Annotated in this window: 17 protein-coding genes; 4 read left to right on the top strand and 13 right to left on the bottom strand. The window is 63.3% G+C overall.

Translation table 11 applies throughout. The annotated features are described in order from the left end of the window. Positions 1-111 precede the first annotated feature (111 nt). Entirely contained in the window at positions 112-777 is a 666-nt protein-coding gene (locus RA20_RS09655; protein WP_039127451.1) for a TetR/AcrR family transcriptional regulator, read from the top strand. Positions 778-779: 2 nt separating this feature from the next. Here the strand turns inward: RA20_RS09655 and RA20_RS09650 are convergent, their stop codons facing one another. Further along, positions 780-4,202, bottom strand: coding sequence for an indolepyruvate ferredoxin oxidoreductase family protein (locus RA20_RS09650; RefSeq protein WP_039127449.1), 3,423 nt, complete (start codon positions 4,200-4,202; stop codon positions 780-782). Positions 4,203-4,349: 147 nt separating this feature from the next. Here RA20_RS09650 and RA20_RS09645 point away from each other — a divergent pair, with 147 nt between their 5' ends. Then, positions 4,350-4,808: an Lrp/AsnC family transcriptional regulator gene (locus RA20_RS09645; protein WP_039127446.1), complete on the top strand. Its 459-nt coding sequence runs from the start codon at positions 4,350-4,352 to the stop codon at positions 4,806-4,808. Positions 4,809-4,925: 117 nt separating this feature from the next. Here RA20_RS09645 and RA20_RS09640 read toward each other — a convergent pair whose 3' ends face one another. Beyond that, positions 4,926-5,318 (bottom strand): DUF3307 domain-containing protein, encoded by a 393-nt coding sequence (locus tag RA20_RS09640; protein WP_039127443.1) that lies wholly within the window; start codon positions 5,316-5,318, stop codon positions 4,926-4,928. 235 nt (positions 5,319-5,553) lie between these two features. Here RA20_RS09640 and RA20_RS09635 point away from each other — a divergent pair, with 235 nt between their 5' ends. After that, the gene (locus tag RA20_RS09635) at positions 5,554-8,511 is read left to right on the top strand and encodes an ABC transporter transmembrane domain-containing protein (RefSeq protein WP_039127609.1); all 2,958 of its coding nucleotides are present in this window, start codon (positions 5,554-5,556) and stop codon (positions 8,509-8,511) included. A gap of 29 nt (positions 8,512-8,540) precedes the next feature. Beyond that, the gene (locus tag RA20_RS09630; RefSeq protein WP_039127440.1) at positions 8,541-9,389 is read left to right on the top strand and encodes a fumarylacetoacetate hydrolase family protein; all 849 of its coding nucleotides are present in this window, start codon (positions 8,541-8,543) and stop codon (positions 9,387-9,389) included. A 120-nt stretch (positions 9,390-9,509) separates the two neighbouring features. Here RA20_RS09630 and RA20_RS09625 read toward each other — a convergent pair whose 3' ends face one another. From RA20_RS09625 to RA20_RS09575, 11 genes are all read right to left on the bottom strand, one after another. Continuing rightward, positions 9,510-9,791, bottom strand: coding sequence for an ArsR/SmtB family transcription factor (locus RA20_RS09625; protein ID WP_039127607.1), 282 nt, complete (start codon positions 9,789-9,791; stop codon positions 9,510-9,512). 119 nt (positions 9,792-9,910) lie between these two features. Then, the gene (locus tag RA20_RS09620) at positions 9,911-11,143 is read right to left on the bottom strand and encodes a mandelate racemase/muconate lactonizing enzyme family protein (protein ID WP_039127438.1); all 1,233 of its coding nucleotides are present in this window, start codon (positions 11,141-11,143) and stop codon (positions 9,911-9,913) included. A gap of 3 nt (positions 11,144-11,146) precedes the next feature. Beyond that, positions 11,147-11,515 (bottom strand): hypothetical protein, encoded by a 369-nt coding sequence (locus RA20_RS09615; RefSeq protein WP_039127435.1) that lies wholly within the window; start codon positions 11,513-11,515, stop codon positions 11,147-11,149. A 24-nt stretch (positions 11,516-11,539) separates the two neighbouring features. Then, positions 11,540-12,628, bottom strand: a complete 1,089-nt coding sequence (locus tag RA20_RS09610; protein WP_039127432.1) for a Zn-dependent alcohol dehydrogenase — start codon at positions 12,626-12,628, stop codon at positions 11,540-11,542. A gap of 80 nt (positions 12,629-12,708) precedes the next feature. Further along, entirely contained in the window at positions 12,709-13,872 is a 1,164-nt protein-coding gene (locus tag RA20_RS09605; protein WP_052248921.1) for a TCR/Tet family MFS transporter, read from the bottom strand. Between the two features lie 108 nt (positions 13,873-13,980). After that, positions 13,981-15,318, bottom strand: a complete 1,338-nt coding sequence (locus RA20_RS09600) for a lyase family protein (RefSeq protein ID WP_039127430.1) — start codon at positions 15,316-15,318, stop codon at positions 13,981-13,983. Next, positions 15,318-16,028 (bottom strand): alpha/beta fold hydrolase, encoded by a 711-nt coding sequence (locus RA20_RS09595; RefSeq protein WP_039127429.1) that lies wholly within the window; start codon positions 16,026-16,028, stop codon positions 15,318-15,320. Before RA20_RS09595 ends, RA20_RS09600 begins: the two co-directional genes overlap by 1 nt. Continuing rightward, positions 16,021-16,812, bottom strand: a complete 792-nt coding sequence (gene pcaD / locus RA20_RS09590; RefSeq protein WP_039127426.1) for a 3-oxoadipate enol-lactonase — start codon at positions 16,810-16,812, stop codon at positions 16,021-16,023. Before pcaD ends, RA20_RS09595 begins: the two co-directional genes overlap by 8 nt. A gap of 133 nt (positions 16,813-16,945) precedes the next feature. Beyond that, positions 16,946-18,142: an endonuclease/exonuclease/phosphatase family protein gene (locus tag RA20_RS09585; protein ID WP_039127424.1), complete on the bottom strand. Its 1,197-nt coding sequence runs from the start codon at positions 18,140-18,142 to the stop codon at positions 16,946-16,948. A 45-nt stretch (positions 18,143-18,187) separates the two neighbouring features. Then, positions 18,188-19,165: a threonine ammonia-lyase gene (locus tag RA20_RS09580; RefSeq protein ID WP_039127421.1), complete on the bottom strand. Its 978-nt coding sequence runs from the start codon at positions 19,163-19,165 to the stop codon at positions 18,188-18,190. After that, entirely contained in the window at positions 19,162-19,992 is an 831-nt protein-coding gene (locus tag RA20_RS09575; RefSeq protein WP_039127418.1) for an alpha/beta fold hydrolase, read from the bottom strand. The genes RA20_RS09580 and RA20_RS09575 overlap by 4 nt, the downstream gene beginning before the upstream one ends. Positions 19,993-19,997 lie beyond the last annotated feature (5 nt).

The following is a 19,997-nucleotide window of genomic DNA, read 5'->3' as shown; positions in this document are numbered from 1 at the left end:
GCTGTGGCCTGGCCGCCACTTGATTTGCGGGCTGGCGGGATTGCCATGTTGGCGCCGCGCGCTGGCGCTCCTAGGATGACGGCGGGAAGCGATAAAAGCGAAAGGCGGCAAATGGCGCAAAAACCTGTACTGCACCGGGACGATCCGGAGGCCGAGCCGCTGGTAGGCAATATCAAGGTCACCCGCAACGACTGGCTGAATGTGGCGATGGACGTGCTGATCTCGGACGGGGTGGAGCAGGTGAAGGTGCTGGCGCTGGCCGAGCGGATGCAGGTGTCGCGCTCGTCCTTTTACTGGTATTTCAAGTCGCGCCAGGATCTATTGGATGCGCTTCTGAAAACCTGGGAGCAGACCAACACCGCCGGCATGGTGCGCCAGGCCGAGGCGCCGGCCAAAACAATCACTGGCGCGGTGCTGAACGTGTTCCACTGCATCACCAACCCGAATCTGTTCAACACCGCGCTGGACTTCGCAGTGCGCGACTGGTCGCGGCGCTCGGGGAAGGTGCGCAGCCTGCTGGACCGCTCTGACAGCCGCAGGGTCGAAGCGCTGACAGGCATGTTCGAACGCTACGGCTACGCTGAGCGCGAGGCAATGACCCGCGCCAAGGTGCTTTATTACATGCAGCTGGGCTACGACATGGCCGACCCGAATGAGAGTCATGCCCACCGCCTGGAAGTGACGCCGGAATACCTCAAGGTGTTCACTGGGCGTGAACCGCTGCCTGAGGAGATGGAGGCCTTTACCGAGTTTACCAAGCAGCACTGGGACGTCTGAACCTAGAGTCTGGCGAGCAGTTCCTCAGCTTTGGCCCGCACTTCCCGCGCTGCTTTCATGCGCACGGGCCCGTAGCCGCGGATTTCCATCGGCGCCTGCAGGATGTTCAGGCAGACGTCTCGGGTCTCCGCGCTGTACCGGCCGGCGACAGTGTCCAAAGCGGTCTCAAACCACGCCAGCAATTCCCGGTGGAGCCTTGCCTCTTCGTGGTAGCCAAAGGGGTTGAAGGCGGAACCGCGCAGGCTTTTTCCTTTGGCCAGCACGTTCATCGCGGGCCGCAGCCAGGCGCCAAAGGCGCGTTTGGCGGGGCGCCCCCGCGCATCCCGCTTCCAGTTCAGCAGCGGCGGGGCGAGATGGTACTTCACGCTGAAATCACCCTCGAATTCATCCTCCAGCTGATGCCGGAAGGATTCGCTGGTCAGCAGCCGGGCGACTTCGAGCTCGTCCTTGTAGGCCATCAGTTTGAACAGTGATTTTGCGGCGGCTGCCGTCAGCTCGTCCCGGGCATCTTCCGGCACATTCTCACGGAAGCGCTTCAAGGCGCTGGTGAAGCGCCCGGCATAGGCCATGTTCTGATAGCCGGTGAGGAAGGTGGCGCGCCGTTCGATCAGCGCGTCGAGCGTTTCTGTCTTTTCAGGCATTTCCTCGTAGTGGCCGGAAACCAAATGCGGGTCTGCCGCCATTGCCCGGCCGATTGCAAAAGCCAGGCGGTTCTTTTCGACCGCGACCCCATTCAGCTCAATCGCCTGATCCAAAGCACCGGCGCTGACCGGCACCAGCCCCTTCTGCCAGGCAAAGCCCAGCATCATCACATTGGCCAGCACCGCATCGCCCAGCATCTCCTCTGCTGCCTCGTTGGCGTTGAAGCCTGACAGGTTCTGCGGACCCACCGCTTCTGCGATGGTCTGTTCCCGCACCCCGGCCATCAGGTCGGCATCGCGGCGCAGCACCAGGTCGCCGGTTGGCATCTCCGCCCGGTTCAGCACCACTTTGGTGCCATGGCGGTAATGCACCGAGGCCTTGGGCGCCGAGCTCACCACCACGTCGCAGCCGATGACGGCATCGGCGCCGCCCTGATCAATGCGCACCTGATTGAGGGTTTCCGGTTCCTTGGACAGGCGGATGTAGCTGAGAACAGTGCCGAACTTCTGGGCAAAGCCGGTGAAATCCAGCACGCTGGCGCCTTTGCCCTCCAGATGCGCTGCCATTGTGATCAGCGCGCCGACAGTGACAACGCCGGTGCCGCCAACACCGGTGACCAGCAGGTCGAACGGCTCCGCGAGGGATGGCAATTCGGGGGCGGGCAGCTTGGCGGTCAACTGAGCCGCATCAAGCCCCGCAGGTTTCTTCTTGCGCCGGGTGGCGCCTTCGACAGTGACAAAGGAGGGGCAGAATCCGTTCAGGCAGGAGAAATCCTTGTTGCAGGAGCTGAGGTTGATCTTGCGCTTGCGGCCAAAGGGCGTCTCCTTCGGCTCCACGCTCAGGCAGTTGCTTTCCACCGAGCAGTCGCCGCAGCCCTCGCAGACCAGATCGTTGATGAAGGCAAACCGCTTGGGGTCTTCCATCTTGCCGCGTTTGCGGCGGCGTCGTTTCTCGGTGGCGCAGGTCTGCTCATAGATCAGCACGGTGACACCGGGGGTATCGCGCAGCTCGCGCTGCACGGTGTCCAGCTCGGCACGGTCGTGGAAGGTGGTGCCGCGCGGGAAGTCCCCGTGGATGAATTTGCCGATGTCGTCCGAGATCAGGGCGATCCGCTCAACCCCCTCGGCGCGGCAGGTCTGGGCGATGCCGTGGACTGAGACGGGTCCGTCCACCGGCTGGCCGCCGGTCATCGCTACCGCGTCATTGTAGAGGATCTTGTAGGTGATGTTTGTTCCGGCCGCGACCGCCTGGCGGATCGCCAAAGAACCCGAGTGATACCAGGTGCCTTCGCCGAGGTTCTGGAACACATGCTTGTTGCCGTTGAATTGCGAGGCCACGGTCCAGGGCACGCCTTCGCCGCCCATCTGCGCATAGCCTGCCGTCTCCCGGTCCATCCAGCTGGCCATCACATGGCAGCCGATGCCGGAGAACGCCTTGGACCCCTCCGGCAGTTTGGTCGAGGAGTTATGCGGGCAGCCCGAACAGAAATAGGGCGTTCGGGTGGCGCCGGGCACGTTCAGCGCCTTGGGTGGTTCAGCTGTCAGCGCGGCGGCCTTGGCGGGCAGGTTCTCCCCGGGGAAGAACTTGTCCAGCCGCGCCGCCACGATGGGCGCCAGCAAGAGCGGGCTCAGCTCCCCGGTCCAGGGGATCAGCGGTTTGCCCTGGCTGTCGTATTTGCCGACCATCTTCTCCGGCTTGCTGCCGGGCCAGTCGTAGAAGTTCTCCTTGAACTGGCTTTCGATGATACCGCGCTTTTCCTCGACAACCAGCACTTCCTCTTTGCCGCGTACAAACCGCAGCGCATCGGTGCGGTCCAGCGGCCAGACCATCCCGACCTTGTAGATGTCGATCCCCAGGCGGCGGCAGGCGGCCTCGTCCAGACCCAGAAGCCGCAGCGCCTCCATCAGGTCCAGATGCCCCTTGCCGGTGGAGACAAAGCCAAAGCGCGCTTCCTTGATGTCATAGATCCGTTTGTCGATCGGATTGGCTTCGGCAAAGGCGCGCACCGCGTCGAGCTTGGCATGGATGCGGGTCTCAATCTCGGGCGAGGGCAGGTCGGCGCGGCGGATATGCAGCCCGCCGGGATAGTCCGGCAGCTCCGGGTAGATGAACTTGCGGTCCGGGCACAGCTCGACCGAACGGGCGCTTTCCACGGTTTCCGAGACCGCCTTGAACCCCACCCAGGTGCCGGAGTAGCGCGACAGGGCAAAGCCGTATTCGCCGAAAGTCAGGTATTCGGACACATCCGCCGGGTTCAGGACAGGCATGAACCAGGCCAGGAATGCGGCATCCGACTGATGCGGCATTGAGGAGCTGACGCAGCCGTGGTCATCGCCCGCCACCACCAGCACGCCGCCCTTTTGCGAGGAGCCATAGGCGTTGCCATGCTTCAGCGCATCGCCGGAGCGGTCGACGCCGGGGCCCTTGCCGTACCACATGGAAAACACGCCCTCGACCTCGCAGTGCGGGTCCAGCACCGCCTGCTGCGCGCCCAGGACAGCCGTTGCCCCCAGATCCTCGTTCACCGCCGGCATGAACTTGATCCGGTTCGCCTGCATCCGCTCCTGCGCGCGCCAGAATTCCAGATCGACGCCGCCCAGGGGCGAGCCGCGGTAGCCCGAGACAAAGCCTGCGGTGTTCAGCCCGCTCTCGCGGTCGCGGCGGGCCTGGTCCAGCATGATCCGGGCCAGCGCCTGGGTCCCGGTCAGGAACACCCGGCCCTTGGTCATGTCGTAACGGTCGTCCAGTTTGTAGCTGCGGAAATCGTGGCTCAGCTTGGTCATCGCGGGCGGATCCTTGCGGGCAAAGTCGTGTTTTCCGGAAGAATAATCCTCAAAGCCTGAAAAGATTTGCCCCTGTTGCTGGTTTTGCGGAGATTTATGGTTAGATTACCCGATCAGACACGGCATTCTGAAAATTTGGACCGTATCATGAAGCTCGACGACCGTGACCGCCGCATTCTGACCCTGCTGCAGGAAGATTCCCGCATTTCAAATGCAGATCTGGCCGAGGCTGTGGGCATGTCGTCTTCGGCTCTGTGGCGCCGGGTGCGGGCGCTGGAGGAGGCCGGTATCATCGAGCGCTATGGCGCGGTGGTGAATGCGCCAGCGATGGGGCTGGGATTTCAGGCGCTGGTGCATGTGCACCTGACGCGCCACGACCCGGACAAGCTGGTTGAGTTCATCCGGGCAGTGGAGACCAGCCCGCTGGTTCAGGAGTGCTATGCCACCACCGGACAGGCTGATTACCACCTTCGGGTTCTGGCGCCGGATCTGGAGGCCTACAACCGGTTCCTGGAGGATTTCCTGTTCCGCCTGCCGGCAGTTGCCAGCGCCCAGACCAATGTGGTGCTGCGAACCATCAAGCGGGATCGGCCTGTGGTATCTTAGGAGTTGCGCCTTGCGGCGCATGCCTCCGGCGGGAGTACTTGAAGCAAGGCGAAGCAGCTGCCCGCCTTTTCATCTTGCCGGAAGTACTCCAGGGGTCTGGGGGCTGGCCCCAGTGTCTTACATCGCGGCGTATTTCACCCAGGCCCAGGCCATTGCGATGTAGGTAAGCTGATGCAGCATCTGGTCCGAGCCCATTGCCTGCCAGAACCGCGCCTGCTGCGGGTTCAGTTTTTTCACCTCGGAGTAGCGGGCTTTGCCGAAATCGATGTGGAAATGGACAATCCACTCCAGCACCGCCAGCACCAGAATAAACATCACCGGCGCGCTGAACAGGGCAAACACGATGGCCGAGCCGATGATATGCACGCCGGCGTGCTGGGCGCGCCCCATATGCGCATAGGCGCAGCGGCCGGACAGCATTTTCGGCGTTTGCAGAAAGAAGTCGGCAAACAGATGCTTGACCTGCAGGGCGCAGAGCAGCAGCAGGACGGAACCGACGTATTCAGGCAAACCGAATGACCTCCAGCAAGTGTACGGTGCTGGAACCTTACGGATTTTTCACCGTCTGGCAAATGCTGTGCCGGCAGGGTGCCGCAACGGGACGAGGCAGGTTTCTGCCCATTGCCTGTAGCTGCCAATCCGCGCTACCCATATGTCAGCCCATATCCGAAGCCGCCATTTATGGAGCTTTCCCATAGAACGCTCTTTGTTCCGTTTCATCTGGAAATACTCAAAACGCGACCAGCTGGTGCTGCTGCTGGTCACCGCCTGCCTGTTCCCGCTGCTCTATCTGACGCTGGAACTGCCCAAGCGGATCATCAATGACGCGATCGGCTCGGAAACCTCGACCATCACGGTGCTGGGGCAGAGCTTTGATCAGCTGACCTTCCTGTGGATCCTCTGCGGCGGCTTCCTGCTTGCCGTATTGTGCCACGGCCTGCTGAAGATGCGGATCAACACCATGAAGGGGGTGCTGGCCGAACGGATGCTGCGCCGCTTCCGCTATCAGCTGATTGCCCGGGTGCTGCGCTTCCCGCAGCCCTATTTCGAGCGGGTCAGCCAAGGCGAGCTGGTCTCCATGGTCACCTCCGAATCCGAACCGATGGGCGGGCTGATGGGGGATGCAGTCAGCCAGCCGGTGCTGCAGGCGGGTCAGATGCTGACCATCCTGTTCTTCCTGTTTCTGCAAAGCGTTTGGTTCGGGCTGGCGGCCATAGCGCTCATTCCTCTGCAGGGCTGGCTGATTCCCAAGCTGCAGCGCCAGATCAATCTGTTGAACAAGAAACGCATCAAGCAGGTGCGGGCGCTGGCGACCGAGATCGGCGAAAGCGCGGCGGGGGCTTCGACGCTGCGGATCAATGGCGGCTGGCGCTACCGGATGGCGGTGATCACCGACCGGCTGGGGCGGCTGTTCGACATCCGCTTCGAGATCTACCAGAAAAAGTTCTTCATGAAGTTCCTCAACAACTTCATTACCCAGCTGACGCCGTTCTTCTTTTATGCGGTGGGCGGTTTTCTGGTGCTGCAGGGCAAGGTCTCGCTGGGGGCGCTGGTGGCGGCCTTGGCGGCCTACAAGGATCTGGCCAGCCCGTGGAAGGAACTGCTGGCCTATTACAATCAGACACAGGACATGTCCCTGCGCTGGGAGGTGATCCTGGAGCGGTTTGCACCGCAAGGCATGGTCGACGAGAGCCTGATGCGCGGCGCGCCGGAGGAGCTTGGGCGGCTCAAGGGCGATGTGGTGCTGGATACGGTCAATGTGCGCGACACTGACGGCAATCTGGTGCTGGAGGATCTCAGCGCGACCTTCCCGGCAGGACAGGTGATCGGCATTTCGGCGCCCTCGGAGGAGGACCGGCGGGCCTTGGCGGAGCTGTTGACCCGGGAAATCCTGCCCACGGCGGGGACGGTCACAGTGGCAGAGCAGAACCTCAGCGGGCTGCATCAGGCCACCGTCGCGGCGCGGATCGGCTACGCCACCTCGCGGCCGGTTCTGTTCCAGGGCTCTTTTGGCGACAATGTGATGATGCCGATGCGGCTGCGCCCGCAGGGCGAGCCGCGGGACCGGCAGAAGCTTGAGATCGCCAAAAAAGCAGGCAACAGCCCTGACCCCTTTGATGTGCCTTGGCTGGATCCGCAACTTGCAGGTTTTTCCAGCGAGGCAGAGCTGCGGGACTGGTGGCTGAAACTGGTCGAGGGGATCGGTTCGGACACCGCTCTGTTCCGCCGCGGCATCGAGCAGGTATTTGATGCTTCGGCTCATGCGGAACTGGCAGAGCAGCTTGTTAAACTGCGCCCTGCGGTCCGGCAGGCGCTTCAGGAGGCTGGGCTTGACGCCCATGTGCATTTCCTGGAGGCCGAGAGTTACAACCCGGCACTGCCGGTGGCGGAGAACTTGCTGTTTGCAGCCTCGCAGGAAGCAATGACTGGCGAAATGCTGCACCGCCATGCTGAGTTTCTCGATCAGCTCAAGCAGCTGGGCCTGGACGAGGGGCTGGTGGCACTGACCCGCGATGTGGTCGAGATGCTGCGGCAGATTTTCGGAATGGACGGCACAACCCATCCGCTGTTCCGCAAGCTTGGCCTGGACGTCGAGGCGTATGAAGCGGCGCTGGCGCTTGTCGACAAGCCAGGCGAAGTCAATGCGGCAGCATTAAGCCGTGAAGAACTGGCTCAACTGCTGATCGTGCCCTTCACCATTTCCGCCGAACAGATCGGCCCGGCCTTCGAGGACGGCATGATGGAGCGTATCCTCGGCTTCCGCCGCAGCCACGGGCAGGGATTGCGCAAGGCGCTGGGCGCAGGGTTCGTGCCGTTTTCCAATGACAGTTTCGCACCCAGCCTGACGGTTCTGGAAAACGCCCTGTTCGGCAAAATCTCCGATGCTTCCGGTGCCAAGGGGGACGAGGTGCGGAAACTCGTTTCGGACCTCATGGTGCGGGACGGCCTGCGTGATCAGGTGGTGGAGCTGATTTTTGACATGCCGATTGCCGTGGGCGGCCAGGGGCTGGCCGCCAGTTTTGCGGAGCCGCTGGCTTTCTGCCGGGCCACCATCAAGCGGCCTGATGTGCTGATCCTTGATTCAGCGATGGCGAGCTATGATCTGGAAACCCGGGTGGCGGTGCACAAGAACCTTCGCAAGCTCCTGCCGGAGACCACGCTGATCTACCTGGCGCCTGCTTTCCAAAGCCCGGATGTCTTTGATGTCTACTTTGAGCTTCGCCAGGGGCGTCTCGTGAGTGATGAAGCCCAGGCTGCTGCAGCAGGCGACGGGGCAGCAAGCCAGGACTTGGCCCGCAAGCTGCGGGCATTGGAGCAGACCGAGCTGTTTTCCGGCCTGAACCGCCGCCAGCTGCGCCTTTTGGCCTTTGGAGCGCGCTGGTACGGCGCCAAGGCGGGTGAAGTGGTGTTCCTCAAGGACGATGAGGCTTCGGACGGTGCCTATATGATCCTGGAAGGCGAGGCCGGGCTGTATCTGCCGCAGGAGAGTGCCGAGGACCGGCTGATTGCTACGGTGGGCCCCGGACGGCTGGTGGGGGAGCTGGGCCTGATCCGGCACGAGCCGCGGGCGCTGAGCATGATTGCGGCTACTGATCTCAACTGCCTGCGGATCGGCGAGGAGGAATTCCTGGCGGTGGTCGAAAATGATGCCTCGACCGCCTTCAAGCTGCTGCAGGTGGTGGCGGGCTACGTTTCCAACTGACCTGAAAATCAACAACGGGGAAGAGCGTTATGAAACTGCTGCGATACCGCGCGGATGGAGAGGTCCGGCCGGGGCTGCTGGATGCTGCAGGCCAAGTGCGGGACCTGTCGGCGCATGTGCCGGATATCACCGGCGCCGTGCTGGACGCGGATACATTGGGCCGGCTGGCCGCCTTGGACGCAGAGGCGCTGCCGCAGGTGGAGGGGCCGGTGGACCTGGCGCCCTGCGTGGGGCAGGCGGGCAAGTTTCTCGGCATCGGCCTCAATTATTCCGACCACGCGGAAGAGGCTGGCATGAAGGTGCCGGAGCACCCGATCCTGTTTCTGAAAGCCACGTCCTCTATGGCTGGCGCCAATGACGATGTGATCCTGCCGCGCGGCTCGGTTGCGGCGGATTGGGAGGTGGAGCTGGGCGTGGTGATCGGCACGGCGGCCAAATACGTCAGCGAAGCGGATGCGCTGAGCCATGTGGCGGGCTATTGCGTGATCAACGATGTGTCCGAGCGCGACTATCAGACCAAGCTTGCCGGGCAATGGACCAAGGGCAAGAGCTGCGACACCTTTGGCCCCATCGGACCCTGGCTTGTGACCCGGGACGAGGTGGCGGACCCGCAGAACCTGTGGCTCGCCTGCGATGTGAACGGGGAGCGGCGGCAGAGCGGCCATACCGGCACTATGGTGTTCACGGTGGCGCAGATCATCTCGCATCTGAGCCAGCTGATGACACTGCATCCGGGTGATGTGATCGCAACCGGCACCCCGCCGGGTGTCGGCATGGGGATCAAGCCGGAGCCGGTCTATCTGCAGCCGGGCGACGTGATGAGGCTGGAGATCGAGGGGCTGGGGGTGCAGACGCAGACCGTGCGGGCAGACGGCTGAGGAAGCTCTTCCGCCACAGCTGGGCTTGACGTCGCGCTTTTCGCGCGCAGCAGCCGATCTGTCTCATTGGCCGGCGGCGGACGCAAAGCGGGCTGTCTGCCGGTTCCGGAACGTACTGGCTCAACTGCTGCAGAATTGCTTGTAGAGCAATGCGATAATTTCTTCGGTGTTTCCGTCGTTCAGAGAGTAGTAAATCGTCTTGCCCTCGCGCCGGGTGGCGACAAGCCCGTCCTCGCGAAGCCGCGCCAGCATCTGGCTGACGGCTGCCTGCCGCATGTTCAACAGCGCCTCCAGTTCGCTTACGGACCGTTCCCCTGCGGACAGATGGCAGAGGATCATCAGCCGGCCTTCATGCGCAAGCGTTTTCAGGAACGCAGCAGCGGCTGCGGCGCTCTCCTGCATGTTCTGCAGTGCTTCCGAGGTGTCGTCGCTGGCCGGAGGGGGCAATGCTCGCTGTCCTGCTGTCGTCTTTTCTTGCAGTCTGCCCCTTTCCGGCAGCCAAGTCACCCCGGCGTTGCGTTTCAGTCAATGATCGGCGGAGAGCCACCGGCAAAGGCATTGCCATTGGCATAGTCGCAGGGGGCTTCCTGCATGTTCAGATGCAGGTCGCTGCCGGTGAAAGGATGGGCGCGGGCCAGGTCTTCGTCTACTTCGATGCCGAGGCCGGGGGTTTCCGGCGGGATGACAAAGCCGTTTTCAACCCGGATTGATCCTTTGATCAGCTGGTCGTGGAACGGCGTTTCGATGGTTTCCAGCAGCAGGATGTTGGGAATCGAGGCGGTCAGGTGGATGTTGGCGGCCCATTCTACCGGCCCGGCATAGAGATGCGGCGCCATCTGGGCATTGAAAACTTCGGCAATGGCGGCAACTTTCTTCATTTCCCAGATGCCTCCCGCACGCCCCAGGGCTGGCTGCAGGATCTCAGCAGCACCGGAGCGCAGAACAGCCGCGAATTCGGATTTGGTGGTCATCCGCTCGCCGGTGGCCACGGGGATGCGCACGTTGCGGGCGACGCGGGCCATGTCCTCGATATTGTCGGGCGGGGTGGGTTCTTCGAACCAGAGCGGGGAGTAGGGCTCCAGCGCCTGGCCCAGGCGGATGGCGCCGGCGGTGCTGAACTGGCCGTGGGTGCCGAACAGCAGGTCCGCCTTGTCGCCCACCACCTCGCGGATCGCCTTGCAGAAGGCCACGGACATCGAGATGTCGGACATCGCAGGCATATGGCCGCCGCGCAGGGTATAAGGGCCTGCCGGGTCGAACTTCAGCGCGGTGTAGCCTTCCGCAACACGCTGCCGGGCAGCCTCGGCGGCCATTTCCGGAGAAGTCCAGAACGCCAGTATGTCCTGATCAGGCAGCGGGTAGAGGTAAGTGTAAGCGCGGATGCGGTCATTCATCCGGCCGCCGATCAGCGCATGCACCGGGCGGCCGCGGTCCTTGCCCAGGATGTCCCAGCAAGCGATCTCGAGCCCTGAAAACGCCCCCATTACCGTCAGATCCGGACGCTGGGTGAAGCCCGAGGAATAGGCGCGGCGGAACATCAGCTCGATGTTTTCCGGATTCTCGCCGGCCATGTGTCGCTCGAAAACATCCCGGATCACATGGGACATTGCCTCGGGACCAACCGAGGAGGCATAGCATTCGCCCCAGCCGGTGATGCCGGTGTCGGTGGTGACTTTCACCAGGATCCAGTAGCGCCCGCCCCAGCCGGGGGCGGGGGGCGCGGTGACGATGATGTCCAGGTCCTGCAGCTTCATGCGCTATCCTTCCATTGCCGCGGCAAAGATGGTCAGCTCCCGTTCGATCTCTTCGATTGCAGCCTGACTGCTGAAGAAAGTGAGGTCGGGCGCGTCAGTACCGTTCATGAAGACTTCGATCTCCAGTTCGACCAGTGCCCCGTCAAAGCCGCCCTCGATCTTCCAGCGGAGGGTTTCGTCCAGTGCCATGCTGGGAATTCCATCTGCAATGGAGGCCGCAAAATTGGCGGGCAGGCCAAAGCGCGGATTATTGGTCAGCTGGGTCAGGAAGGGAGCAACTTCGATGCTGGCAAAGCTCATCGAGGTTTCAGAGGTGATCGGCTGCGCCTTGGGGGCTTCGGGTTTGAACAGGTCGGTCAGGAATTTCAGCACGGGCCGCGCTCCGCTTGGGTTGGGTCAGCTGAACACAATCACATTGCGTTTGGCGCTTCCAGTCTTGGTGTCGGCAATGGCTTCGTTGATCTGCTCCAGCGGCCAGCGGCCCGAGATCAGCTCATCCAGCTTGAGGCGGCCCTGCTGATACAGGTCCACCATCCAGGGAATGTCCCGCTGGATCACCACATCTCCCATCTTGGAGCCGATGAGCCCCTGGCCAACCGCGGCGAGCACGACCGGTTCATAAGCCGCTTTGGCACCGGAGTGCGGCATGCCGATCAGCACCGCCCTGCCGCCACGGGCCAGATAGCGGGGCGCCTGTTCATAAGCGGGGATGGCGCCGACCGTGATCAGCACCGCGTCCGCGCCGCGGCCGCCAAGCGCCTTATAGGCTGCCTTCCAAGGTTTTTCTTCAGTGGCCAGCACCCCATGGGTGGCGCCGAACTCCTTGGCGATCTCCAGTTTCTCGGGGCTCATGTCCACTGCAACGATGCGGCGGGCGCCGGCGATACGGGCGCCCTGAATGGCATTGAGACCCACGCCGCCGGCCCCGATCACCACCACATCCTGGCCTGCGCGCAATTGGGCTGCGTTCACCACCGCGCCGACACCGGTGATTACCCCGCAGGAGACGAGTGCCGCGGCGTCCTTTGCCATGCTGTCCGGGATCTTCACAATCTGGCGCTGGTCCACCACCACTTTCTCGGCAAAGGCGCCGCAGGCCATGGCCTGCTCCAAGGGCTGGCCGTCGGCGGTTTTCAACGGGCCGTTCACCGTATCATGCGGTGTTTCGCAGATGGTGGGTTTGCCTCCCGCGCAGGAGGGGCAGGTGCCGCAGCTGCGGATCAGGGTGACAACAACGGAATCGCCCTCGGCAAAGCCCTGCACGCCCTCGCCCGCGGCGGTGATCACCCCAGCGGCCTCATGCCCGTAGACGGCCGGCAAATGCCCGCCCCAGGCGCCCTCGGCATATGAAATATCGCTGTGGCAGATGGCAACCGCGTTCAGCGTGACCTCAACCTCGCCCATGCCGGGCGCGGCCAGCTGCACCTCTTCGATCACCAGCGGGGTGCCGAATTCACGGCAGACGGCGGCCTTGATGGTTTGCATGATCTCTCTCCCCGTTTTCAGCCAGCGTGGCGCGGGGGAGGCAGTGTATCAAGCCGGTATGCGGCAGCAGGGCGGCGGTTTTACGCTACGGAAGATTTGCTGCGCAAAAACACAGCGCAGCCGATGGCCATCAGCAGCAGCGCCAAAAGGAACGGTGCGCCGGGCAGGTAGACAGGCGCGCCTTCTGCAGTGAAACGGGCAAACACTGCGGTCATCATCAAGGGCGACAGGATCATCGCCAGCGCATTGACGGCAGTCAGCACGCCCTGCAGCTCGCCTTGCTGATTATCTTCGACGGTCTTTGACATCATCCCTTGCAGCGCAGGCTGCACCAGGGCGCCCAGAGCCGACACCGGGATCAGCATCATCGCCAGCACGCCGTTGGAAATGAAGGCCAGAATGCCAAAGGCGATGAAGTCAAAAATCTGACCCCAGATCACCGTGCGCCGTTCGCCGAACCAGACCACCGTGTAGCGCAGCAGCCAGCCCTGCACCAACCCCATCGAAATCCCATAAACCGCCAGTGAAAGGCCGATCACCTGCGGCTGCCAGCCGAAGCGCTCCAGCGTGAAATAGGACCAGATCGCCGGATAGACGTAGATCGCCACGGAATAGAGGAAATACACCCACAACAGCGCCTTGATGCCGGGGATACGCCCGACCGCGCGGAAGGCTCCGAAAGGATTGGCGCGGCGCCACTCGAACGGGCGTCGGTTTTCTTTTTTGACGGTTTCGCCCATTACGAACCAGCCGAGGGCAAAGTTCAGCAGCACCAGCACCGCTGCGGCATAGAAGGGCGCCCTTGTGCCCAGTTCGCCCAGCAGCCCGCCCATCAGCGGCCCGAGCACAAAACCGGCGCCAAAGGCGGCACCCAAAAGGCCGAAGTTCGCCGCCTTTTTCTCCGGTGGCGAGATGTCGGCGATATAGGCACCAGCGGTCGAGTGGGTGGCAGCGGTGATGCCGCCCAGAACCCGGCCCAGAAGCAGCAGCCACATGGTTCCTGCGACGGCCATGATCAGATAGTCCAGCGCCATCACAAACAGCGACACCAGCAGCACCGGCCTGCGCCCCACCGCATCGGACAGGCTGCCGAGGATCGGGCTGAACAGGAATTGCATCACCGCAAAAACGGTGCTGAGCAAGCCGCCCCACACCGCCGCCTGGGCCAGCGAACCGCCCTGCACCTCGGTGATCAGGTTAGGCATCACCGGCATGATGAGGCCAATGCCCATGGCATCGATCATGACGGTCGCCAGCACGAAGACCAGCGAGAGCCGGCTGAACCGCCCGTTCCCGGCATCGCTACCTTGCTTTGCGGAAAACGCGGGCAAGCCTTCTCTCCTCAGCAGACGCTATTCGTTCCCAAGCTCTTCTGCTTTCCTGGCAAACTGCAAGGCTTCCCACGGGGCACGGCCCATCTGCTGCGCCGGGTCAAACAGCGCCGCGGTATCCAGATTGGGATAATCCCGCGCTGCCAGTTCCCGCAGCGGTTTGCGAGAGGCTTGTGCCTCTTGGCATAGCGCTTTGACCGCCGCCTGCGCATCGGGGCGCGGCATCTGTTCTGCCAGGGCAAAGCTCAGCGCCTCGGCGTGGATCATGTCCAGCCCGCCGGACAGAGCGCCGGCCATTGCCTCCGGGCTGGGCATGATTGCGGCGCAGAGTTCCTTTCCGGTTCTGGCAGCGCTTGCCGCACCCAGAACAATCTGCGGCAGGCACATCCACTCGGTGAACCAGGCCGCCCCGTCGCGCTGGTGCTGCTGCATCGAGGCGCCCTGCAGAACCGCAAACAGACCGCTGCCCTGGCGGGCCAGCGCTGCCAGCACCGAAGGTGCCACCGGGTTCTGTTTCTGCGGCATGGTCGAGGACGCACCCGCGCCGCCCAGCAGGATTTCCTGGATGCCGGTCTGCGCCAGGGCGGTGCTGTTCCCGCCGATCTTGCCAAAGGCCAGCGTCACCCGCAGCAGCCAGTCCGCAATCCGCAGAACGGGTGTGCGGTCCGTGTGCCAGCTGCGCCCGGGGTCCTGAAGGGCCAGGCCCTTGGCCATTGCGGCGCGCACTTCTGCGGCCTTGGCCCCCAGGGCCGAAGAGGTGCCGGCCGCACCAGTCAGCGAAACAACAAGGCAGGACTGCCGCAGCGCGGGCAGTTCTTCCAGAAGGTCCAGCAAAGGTGCCCCCCAGCCTGCTGCCACTGCGCCAAAGCTGGTCGGCGTCGCATGCTGGCCATAGGTCCGGGCGGGCATAGGCAATTCCGCATGAGCCTTGGCAAGATTGCCGAGCGCCTTCACTGCGGTTTTCACATCGGCCTCCACCAGAGCCAGTACCTGCCGCAGCCGCAGCATCAGCGCGCTGTCCATGATGTCCTGCGAGGTGGCGCCCCAGTGCACGAACTGGGCATGTTCCGGGGCTTTCATTTCTTCCCGGAAGGCGGCGACCAGTCCCGGAACCGGCACGCCGTTCTGCGCTGCGGGCTGTTTCAGAACGCCGGGGTCGACGGCGATTTCCACCACTGCCCGGCCAATGGCCGCGGCGCTCTCCTGCGGGATCACGCCTGCCGCACCCTGTGCCTTGGCCAATGCGCCCTCCACCAGCAGCATGGCCCGCACCTCGGCGCTGTCGGAAAACAGGCGGCTGGCTTCGCCGCTGCTGAAAAGATCGCCATACACTTGGCTGTCAAAGACGGAACCCACCATCAGAAGTCCTTTGCAATGTGCCCGATCAGCTCTGCGAGACCATCGGGGTCGGCAAAGAAGGGCGAATGGGATGTATTCATGCTGTGAACCCGCTGCGGCGGAAGGGAGGCCGCCATCTGTGCCTGGTATTCCGGCGGGATCACCCGGTCGCCGGTGCAGCGGATATAGGCCTTGGGAACGCTCGCAAACTGTTCTGCAAGAACGATGGGCGTGTCCTGTGGAAGGATCGGCTGCTGGCAGAGGTTTTCCATGGCATACTGCACAGCCTCTTCGGGGCAGTCATGGTAAAACAGATCGGGCGTGGTTTCCGGTAGCAGGCTGTAGCCGGTGCCTGCAGCATTCTTCTGCGTGGCTCCGGTCAGTGTCTGCCGCGGCCCGGCCTTGCGCATATCAATCAGCGACATGCCGCTGACGGGCAGGTAGGCACACAGGTAGATCAGCCCGCGCAGTCTGCCGGTGCCGGCTTCAGCCGCTGCCGAAACCGGAAAGCCGCCCCAGGAGTGCCCCAGGACAATGGTTTCGGGAGAGGAGGCCGCCAGTACCGCCGCTGCGGATTCATCCAGTGTGACGCCGGCCGGGTCGCGCCCGTCGCTGTGCCCCGGCAATGCAACGGTGCGGGCGGTATGGCCGCGGGCCTCCAGCGCCGGCAGCACATCGCGCCAGCACCAGGCGCCGTGGCAGGAACCGTGGACCAGAAGGATCTCAGCCAATGTGCCCGGTCTCCCGCAGGAAGGCAGTCAGGTGCCGCGCGTATTCATCCGGCTGCTCGACACAAGGGATATGGCCCGCGCGGCGGATCAGCTGGAACCGGCTGCCTGGGATCAGCTCCACTGTCTCCCGCACCAGATCAGGCGGGGTGGAGCCGTCTTCGCTGCCCGCAATCCCAAGGCAGGGCAGCCGCAAGCCGCTGGTTGGCGTGTAGAAATCGGTGCCGGCAATTGCCGCGCAGCAGCCGGCATAGCCTTCGCGGGACTGCTGTACCAGCATGCCGCGCCAGTGCTGCAGTTCCGGCGTGGTCCGGAAGCCTTTAGAGAACCAGCGCTCCATCACTGCGTCCGCCAGCGCTTCGATGCCGCTTTCCTGCACGGTTTGAACCCGTTCCTGCCACATCTTCGCAGTGCCGATCTTGGCTGCCGTGTTCGACAGCACCAGCGCCCGGATCTGGTCGAGCCGCTTCACTGCCAGCCCCTGCGCAATCATGCCGCCGATCGACAGGCCGGCAAAAACACAGCCGCGCACCTCAAGATGATCCAGCAGCCGCTCTGCATCGCGCACCAGCGCACCCATGGAATAGGGCGCGGGCGGGCAGGAGGACAAACCGTGCCCCCGTTTGTCGTAGCGGATGATGCGCAGGCCGGCGGGCAGACGTTCGACAACCGAATCCCAGACGGTCAAATCCGTGCCGAGCGAGTTGGCAAAGACAAGCGGCGCGCCGTCCGGATCTCCGTCGGTGCGGTAGTTGAGCTGTACATCGCCCAGGTCTGCGGTCTGCATGGAAAGCCCCGTGTTTGTTCCGCCGCAGTCTACCTGCGCCAGGGCAGAGAGGTAAACCAGCCGCCTGCCGCAGGCGGGGGAATTTTCTTCCTTAAGAAAATTGGCCGGAAAAATTGCATTTTTCCGGCGCCCCTCAGCGGCGCAGCTCCATGTGGGCCATGATCTGCCCATGATCCGAAGCCAGCTTGTTGTAAGGCGCCTCAGGATGGCTGCCGTCGGTCAAATGGTCGTTGAAGACGCTGTAATAGAGCATCTCCCCAACCGCACTGTCCCAGGCCGGGTCGAAATGGCGCGACATGTAGATCTGGTCGATACTCTCATGCACGCCGCCAAAAGCGGTGGTGTAGACCACATCGCGCAGGCTCTTTTTCAGGAACATCTTCTCGGCAGAGCGCAGCCGCACCCGGTCGACCGCCTCGCGGATCTGCGCGTCTTCCGCCTCGCTGTAGCGGTCGCCCGGGTGCTGGGCATCATGGCGCAGCATCCAGGCGTAGTTTTTGAACGGTGTCTCGCCCGAGATGATCTCGCTGCTGACCGCATGTTCGCCGTCATTGAAATCGCCCATCACCATCACCGGGCGGCCCTGTTCCAGCTCGTCCAGCACCGCGCGCCGCAGCACCCAGGCTTCCCCCATTCGCCTGAGAGCGGCCCTGAGCGCGCCCATCGCCCGGCCTGCGGCGTCATAGGCAGTCAGCACGGTTTCGGGCGGGTAGGGGGCACCCTGCGGCTTGATGAACTCGCCAAGTTTTGACTTCAGATGGCAGTTGAAAACCGTAATCACCTGATCCCCAACCGGCACCCGCACCTTCAGGACCGGGCGCGACAGGCGCCGCAGAGTATAAAAGCCGGCATCCTCTTCTTCGCCAAGGCAGGCCATCGGGATGTCCAGAGGCTGTTCCAGATCCTGGATCACCTCCGGCTCGCCTTCAAACCCGAAACGCGAGAGAACTGCCAGTCCGGGCCGCCGCTTGCCCGGCTCGCCGGTGTCGTTGAGATTGGGGGCAAAGGCCAGTTCGGCTTCGGCATAAGAGCCATAAGCCAGTTTCTGGAAAATCGCCTTGCGGTGATAGCGCTTGGAGGGGTCGGGGATGCTGGCCTCATTGGCCTCAGCCCCGCGCCGGTCTGCTTCCGTGATCACCTGCCGCAGCGGCGCTTCCTCGAAAATCTCCTGAAAGCCGACGATATCCGCATTCAGTGTCAGCAGCTGGTCGGCCATCCAATCGGCTTTCCACGCGTATTCCTCGGGCGTGTAGCTTTGGAACCGGTAGTACTCCCGCTCCGGCCCGATCAGGTTCTTCACGTTGAACGATGCGATGGTGAAACGTGTCATGACGTGCCCCCCTGAGTTGCGCGCGGCAAATCGCGCGCTCAGGTTTCAAGCATAGCGCGAGAGTGCCTCCCGGAACAGCTCTGCATCCACATTGCCACCGGTGGCGACCGCAATCACGGCTTCGCCTTCGATTCGGTCGGCATGGAACAGTGCCGCGGCCAGCGAAGCCGCGCCGCCGGGCTCCAGCACAATCTTCAGCCGCAGGAAGGCGAGCGCCATGGCCCGCATCGCTTCGTCTTCGGTGATCACGATGCCGGGGCCGCACAGGCGGCTGAGGATCGGAAAGGTGATCTCGCCCGGCTGCGGTGTCAGGATCGCGTCGCAGATGGAGCCGGAGTGGCTGGGGTTCTGCTGGACCTCTCCTGTCTCCAGCGACCGGGTCACATCGTCGAACCCCTGCGGCTCCACGGGGCGGACCCGCAGGCCCGGCGCGCGGGCTTCCAGCGCCAGTGCGATGCCTGAGGACAGGCCGCCGCCGCCGCAGTTGACCAGCACATCTGCCTGCGTGACGCCTTCTGCAGCGGCCTGTTCCGCGATTTCCAGTCCGCTGGTGCCCTGGCCGGCAATGACCAGCGGCTCATCATAGGGTCTTATCAGGGTCAGCCCGCGTTCTTCCGCATATTGAGCACCAACCGCTTCACGGCTTTCCCCCCCTGCACGGTCATAGAGCACCACCTCGGCGCCCAGGTCGCGGGTATTTTGGATCTTCAGCTGCGGAGCATCCGCTGGCATCACGATGACTGCCGGAGCCCCATGCGCCTTGGCCGCCGCAGCCACGCCCTGGGCGTGGTTGCCGCTGGAATAGGCGATCACTCCGCGTTTGCGGTCGTTCTCCGGCAGCGCCGAAACCGCCGACCAGCCGCCGCGGAACTTGAAGGAGCCGGTGTGCTGCAGGCACTCTGCCTTCACAAACAGGCGGCGCCCGGCGATTTCGTCCAAAAACGGCGAGGACAAGAGCGGTGTTACCCTTGCATGGCCTTTCAGCCGTTCAGCGGCGGCTTCGATCATGGCAATCGAGGTCATTTGATCTGCTCCAGTACGGAATGAATGAGGGCAAGTGCCTCCGGCTCGTCCAGAAACGGCACATGGCCGCGGCTGGCAATCTCTACGGCGTGCAGAGCGGGCAGGCGGCGCTGCATTTCTGAATAGGTGCCGCGGCTCAGAATGTCCGAATTGGCGCCGCGGATCACGCCGCAAGGCAAACCCTCCAACGCCAGGAACAAGGGCCAGAGGTCGGGCGGTGGGCCTGCCTCGGCCTGTGCCAGCAGCGCATCGCGCAGAAGCGGATCATAGCGCAGGGAAAGCCCTTCAGGCGTCTCGTTGTAGAAGGCCTCAACTTCCTGGCGCCAGCGTGCCGCCGGAACATCCGGAAAGGCGGGGGCCATCAAGGTTTCAAGCGTTTCAGCGGCTTGCTTCCAGGTCTTTGCTGCCGGACGGCGGCCCACATACTCCATGATACGGGCGATGCCGCCGGATGGAATCTCCGGTCCAACGTCATTCAGGATCACGGCTGCCAGCCGGTCCTTGGCAGTGGCCGCCAGGGTCATCGCCACCAATCCGCCGCGCGACGTGCCAAGAATGGCGGCCTGATCAAGACCCAGGTGGTCCAGCAGCTCCAGCACATCCTGCGCCTCGCGCAGAACATTGTAGTTAATGAAATCCGGGTCATGGTCAGACTGCCCGCGCCCGCGCGCATCCAGGGTAATCAACCGATACCGGTCGGCATGGAGGGCAAAGTAGCGGAAGTCCCGGCTGTCGCGGGTGAGACCCGCCAGGCACAGCAGCGGCAGGCCTTCGCCTGTATCGGAATAGAACAGGTTCAGTCCGTCAGAGGATTTGAAGTACGGCATAGACG

It is taken from the genome of Leisingera sp. ANG-Vp (genome assembly GCF_000813725.1).
Lineage (GTDB): Bacteria > Pseudomonadota > Alphaproteobacteria > Rhodobacterales > Rhodobacteraceae > Leisingera.
The sequence above is the reverse complement of the archived record's forward strand: the minus strand, read 5'-3'. Positions and strand labels throughout refer to the sequence as shown.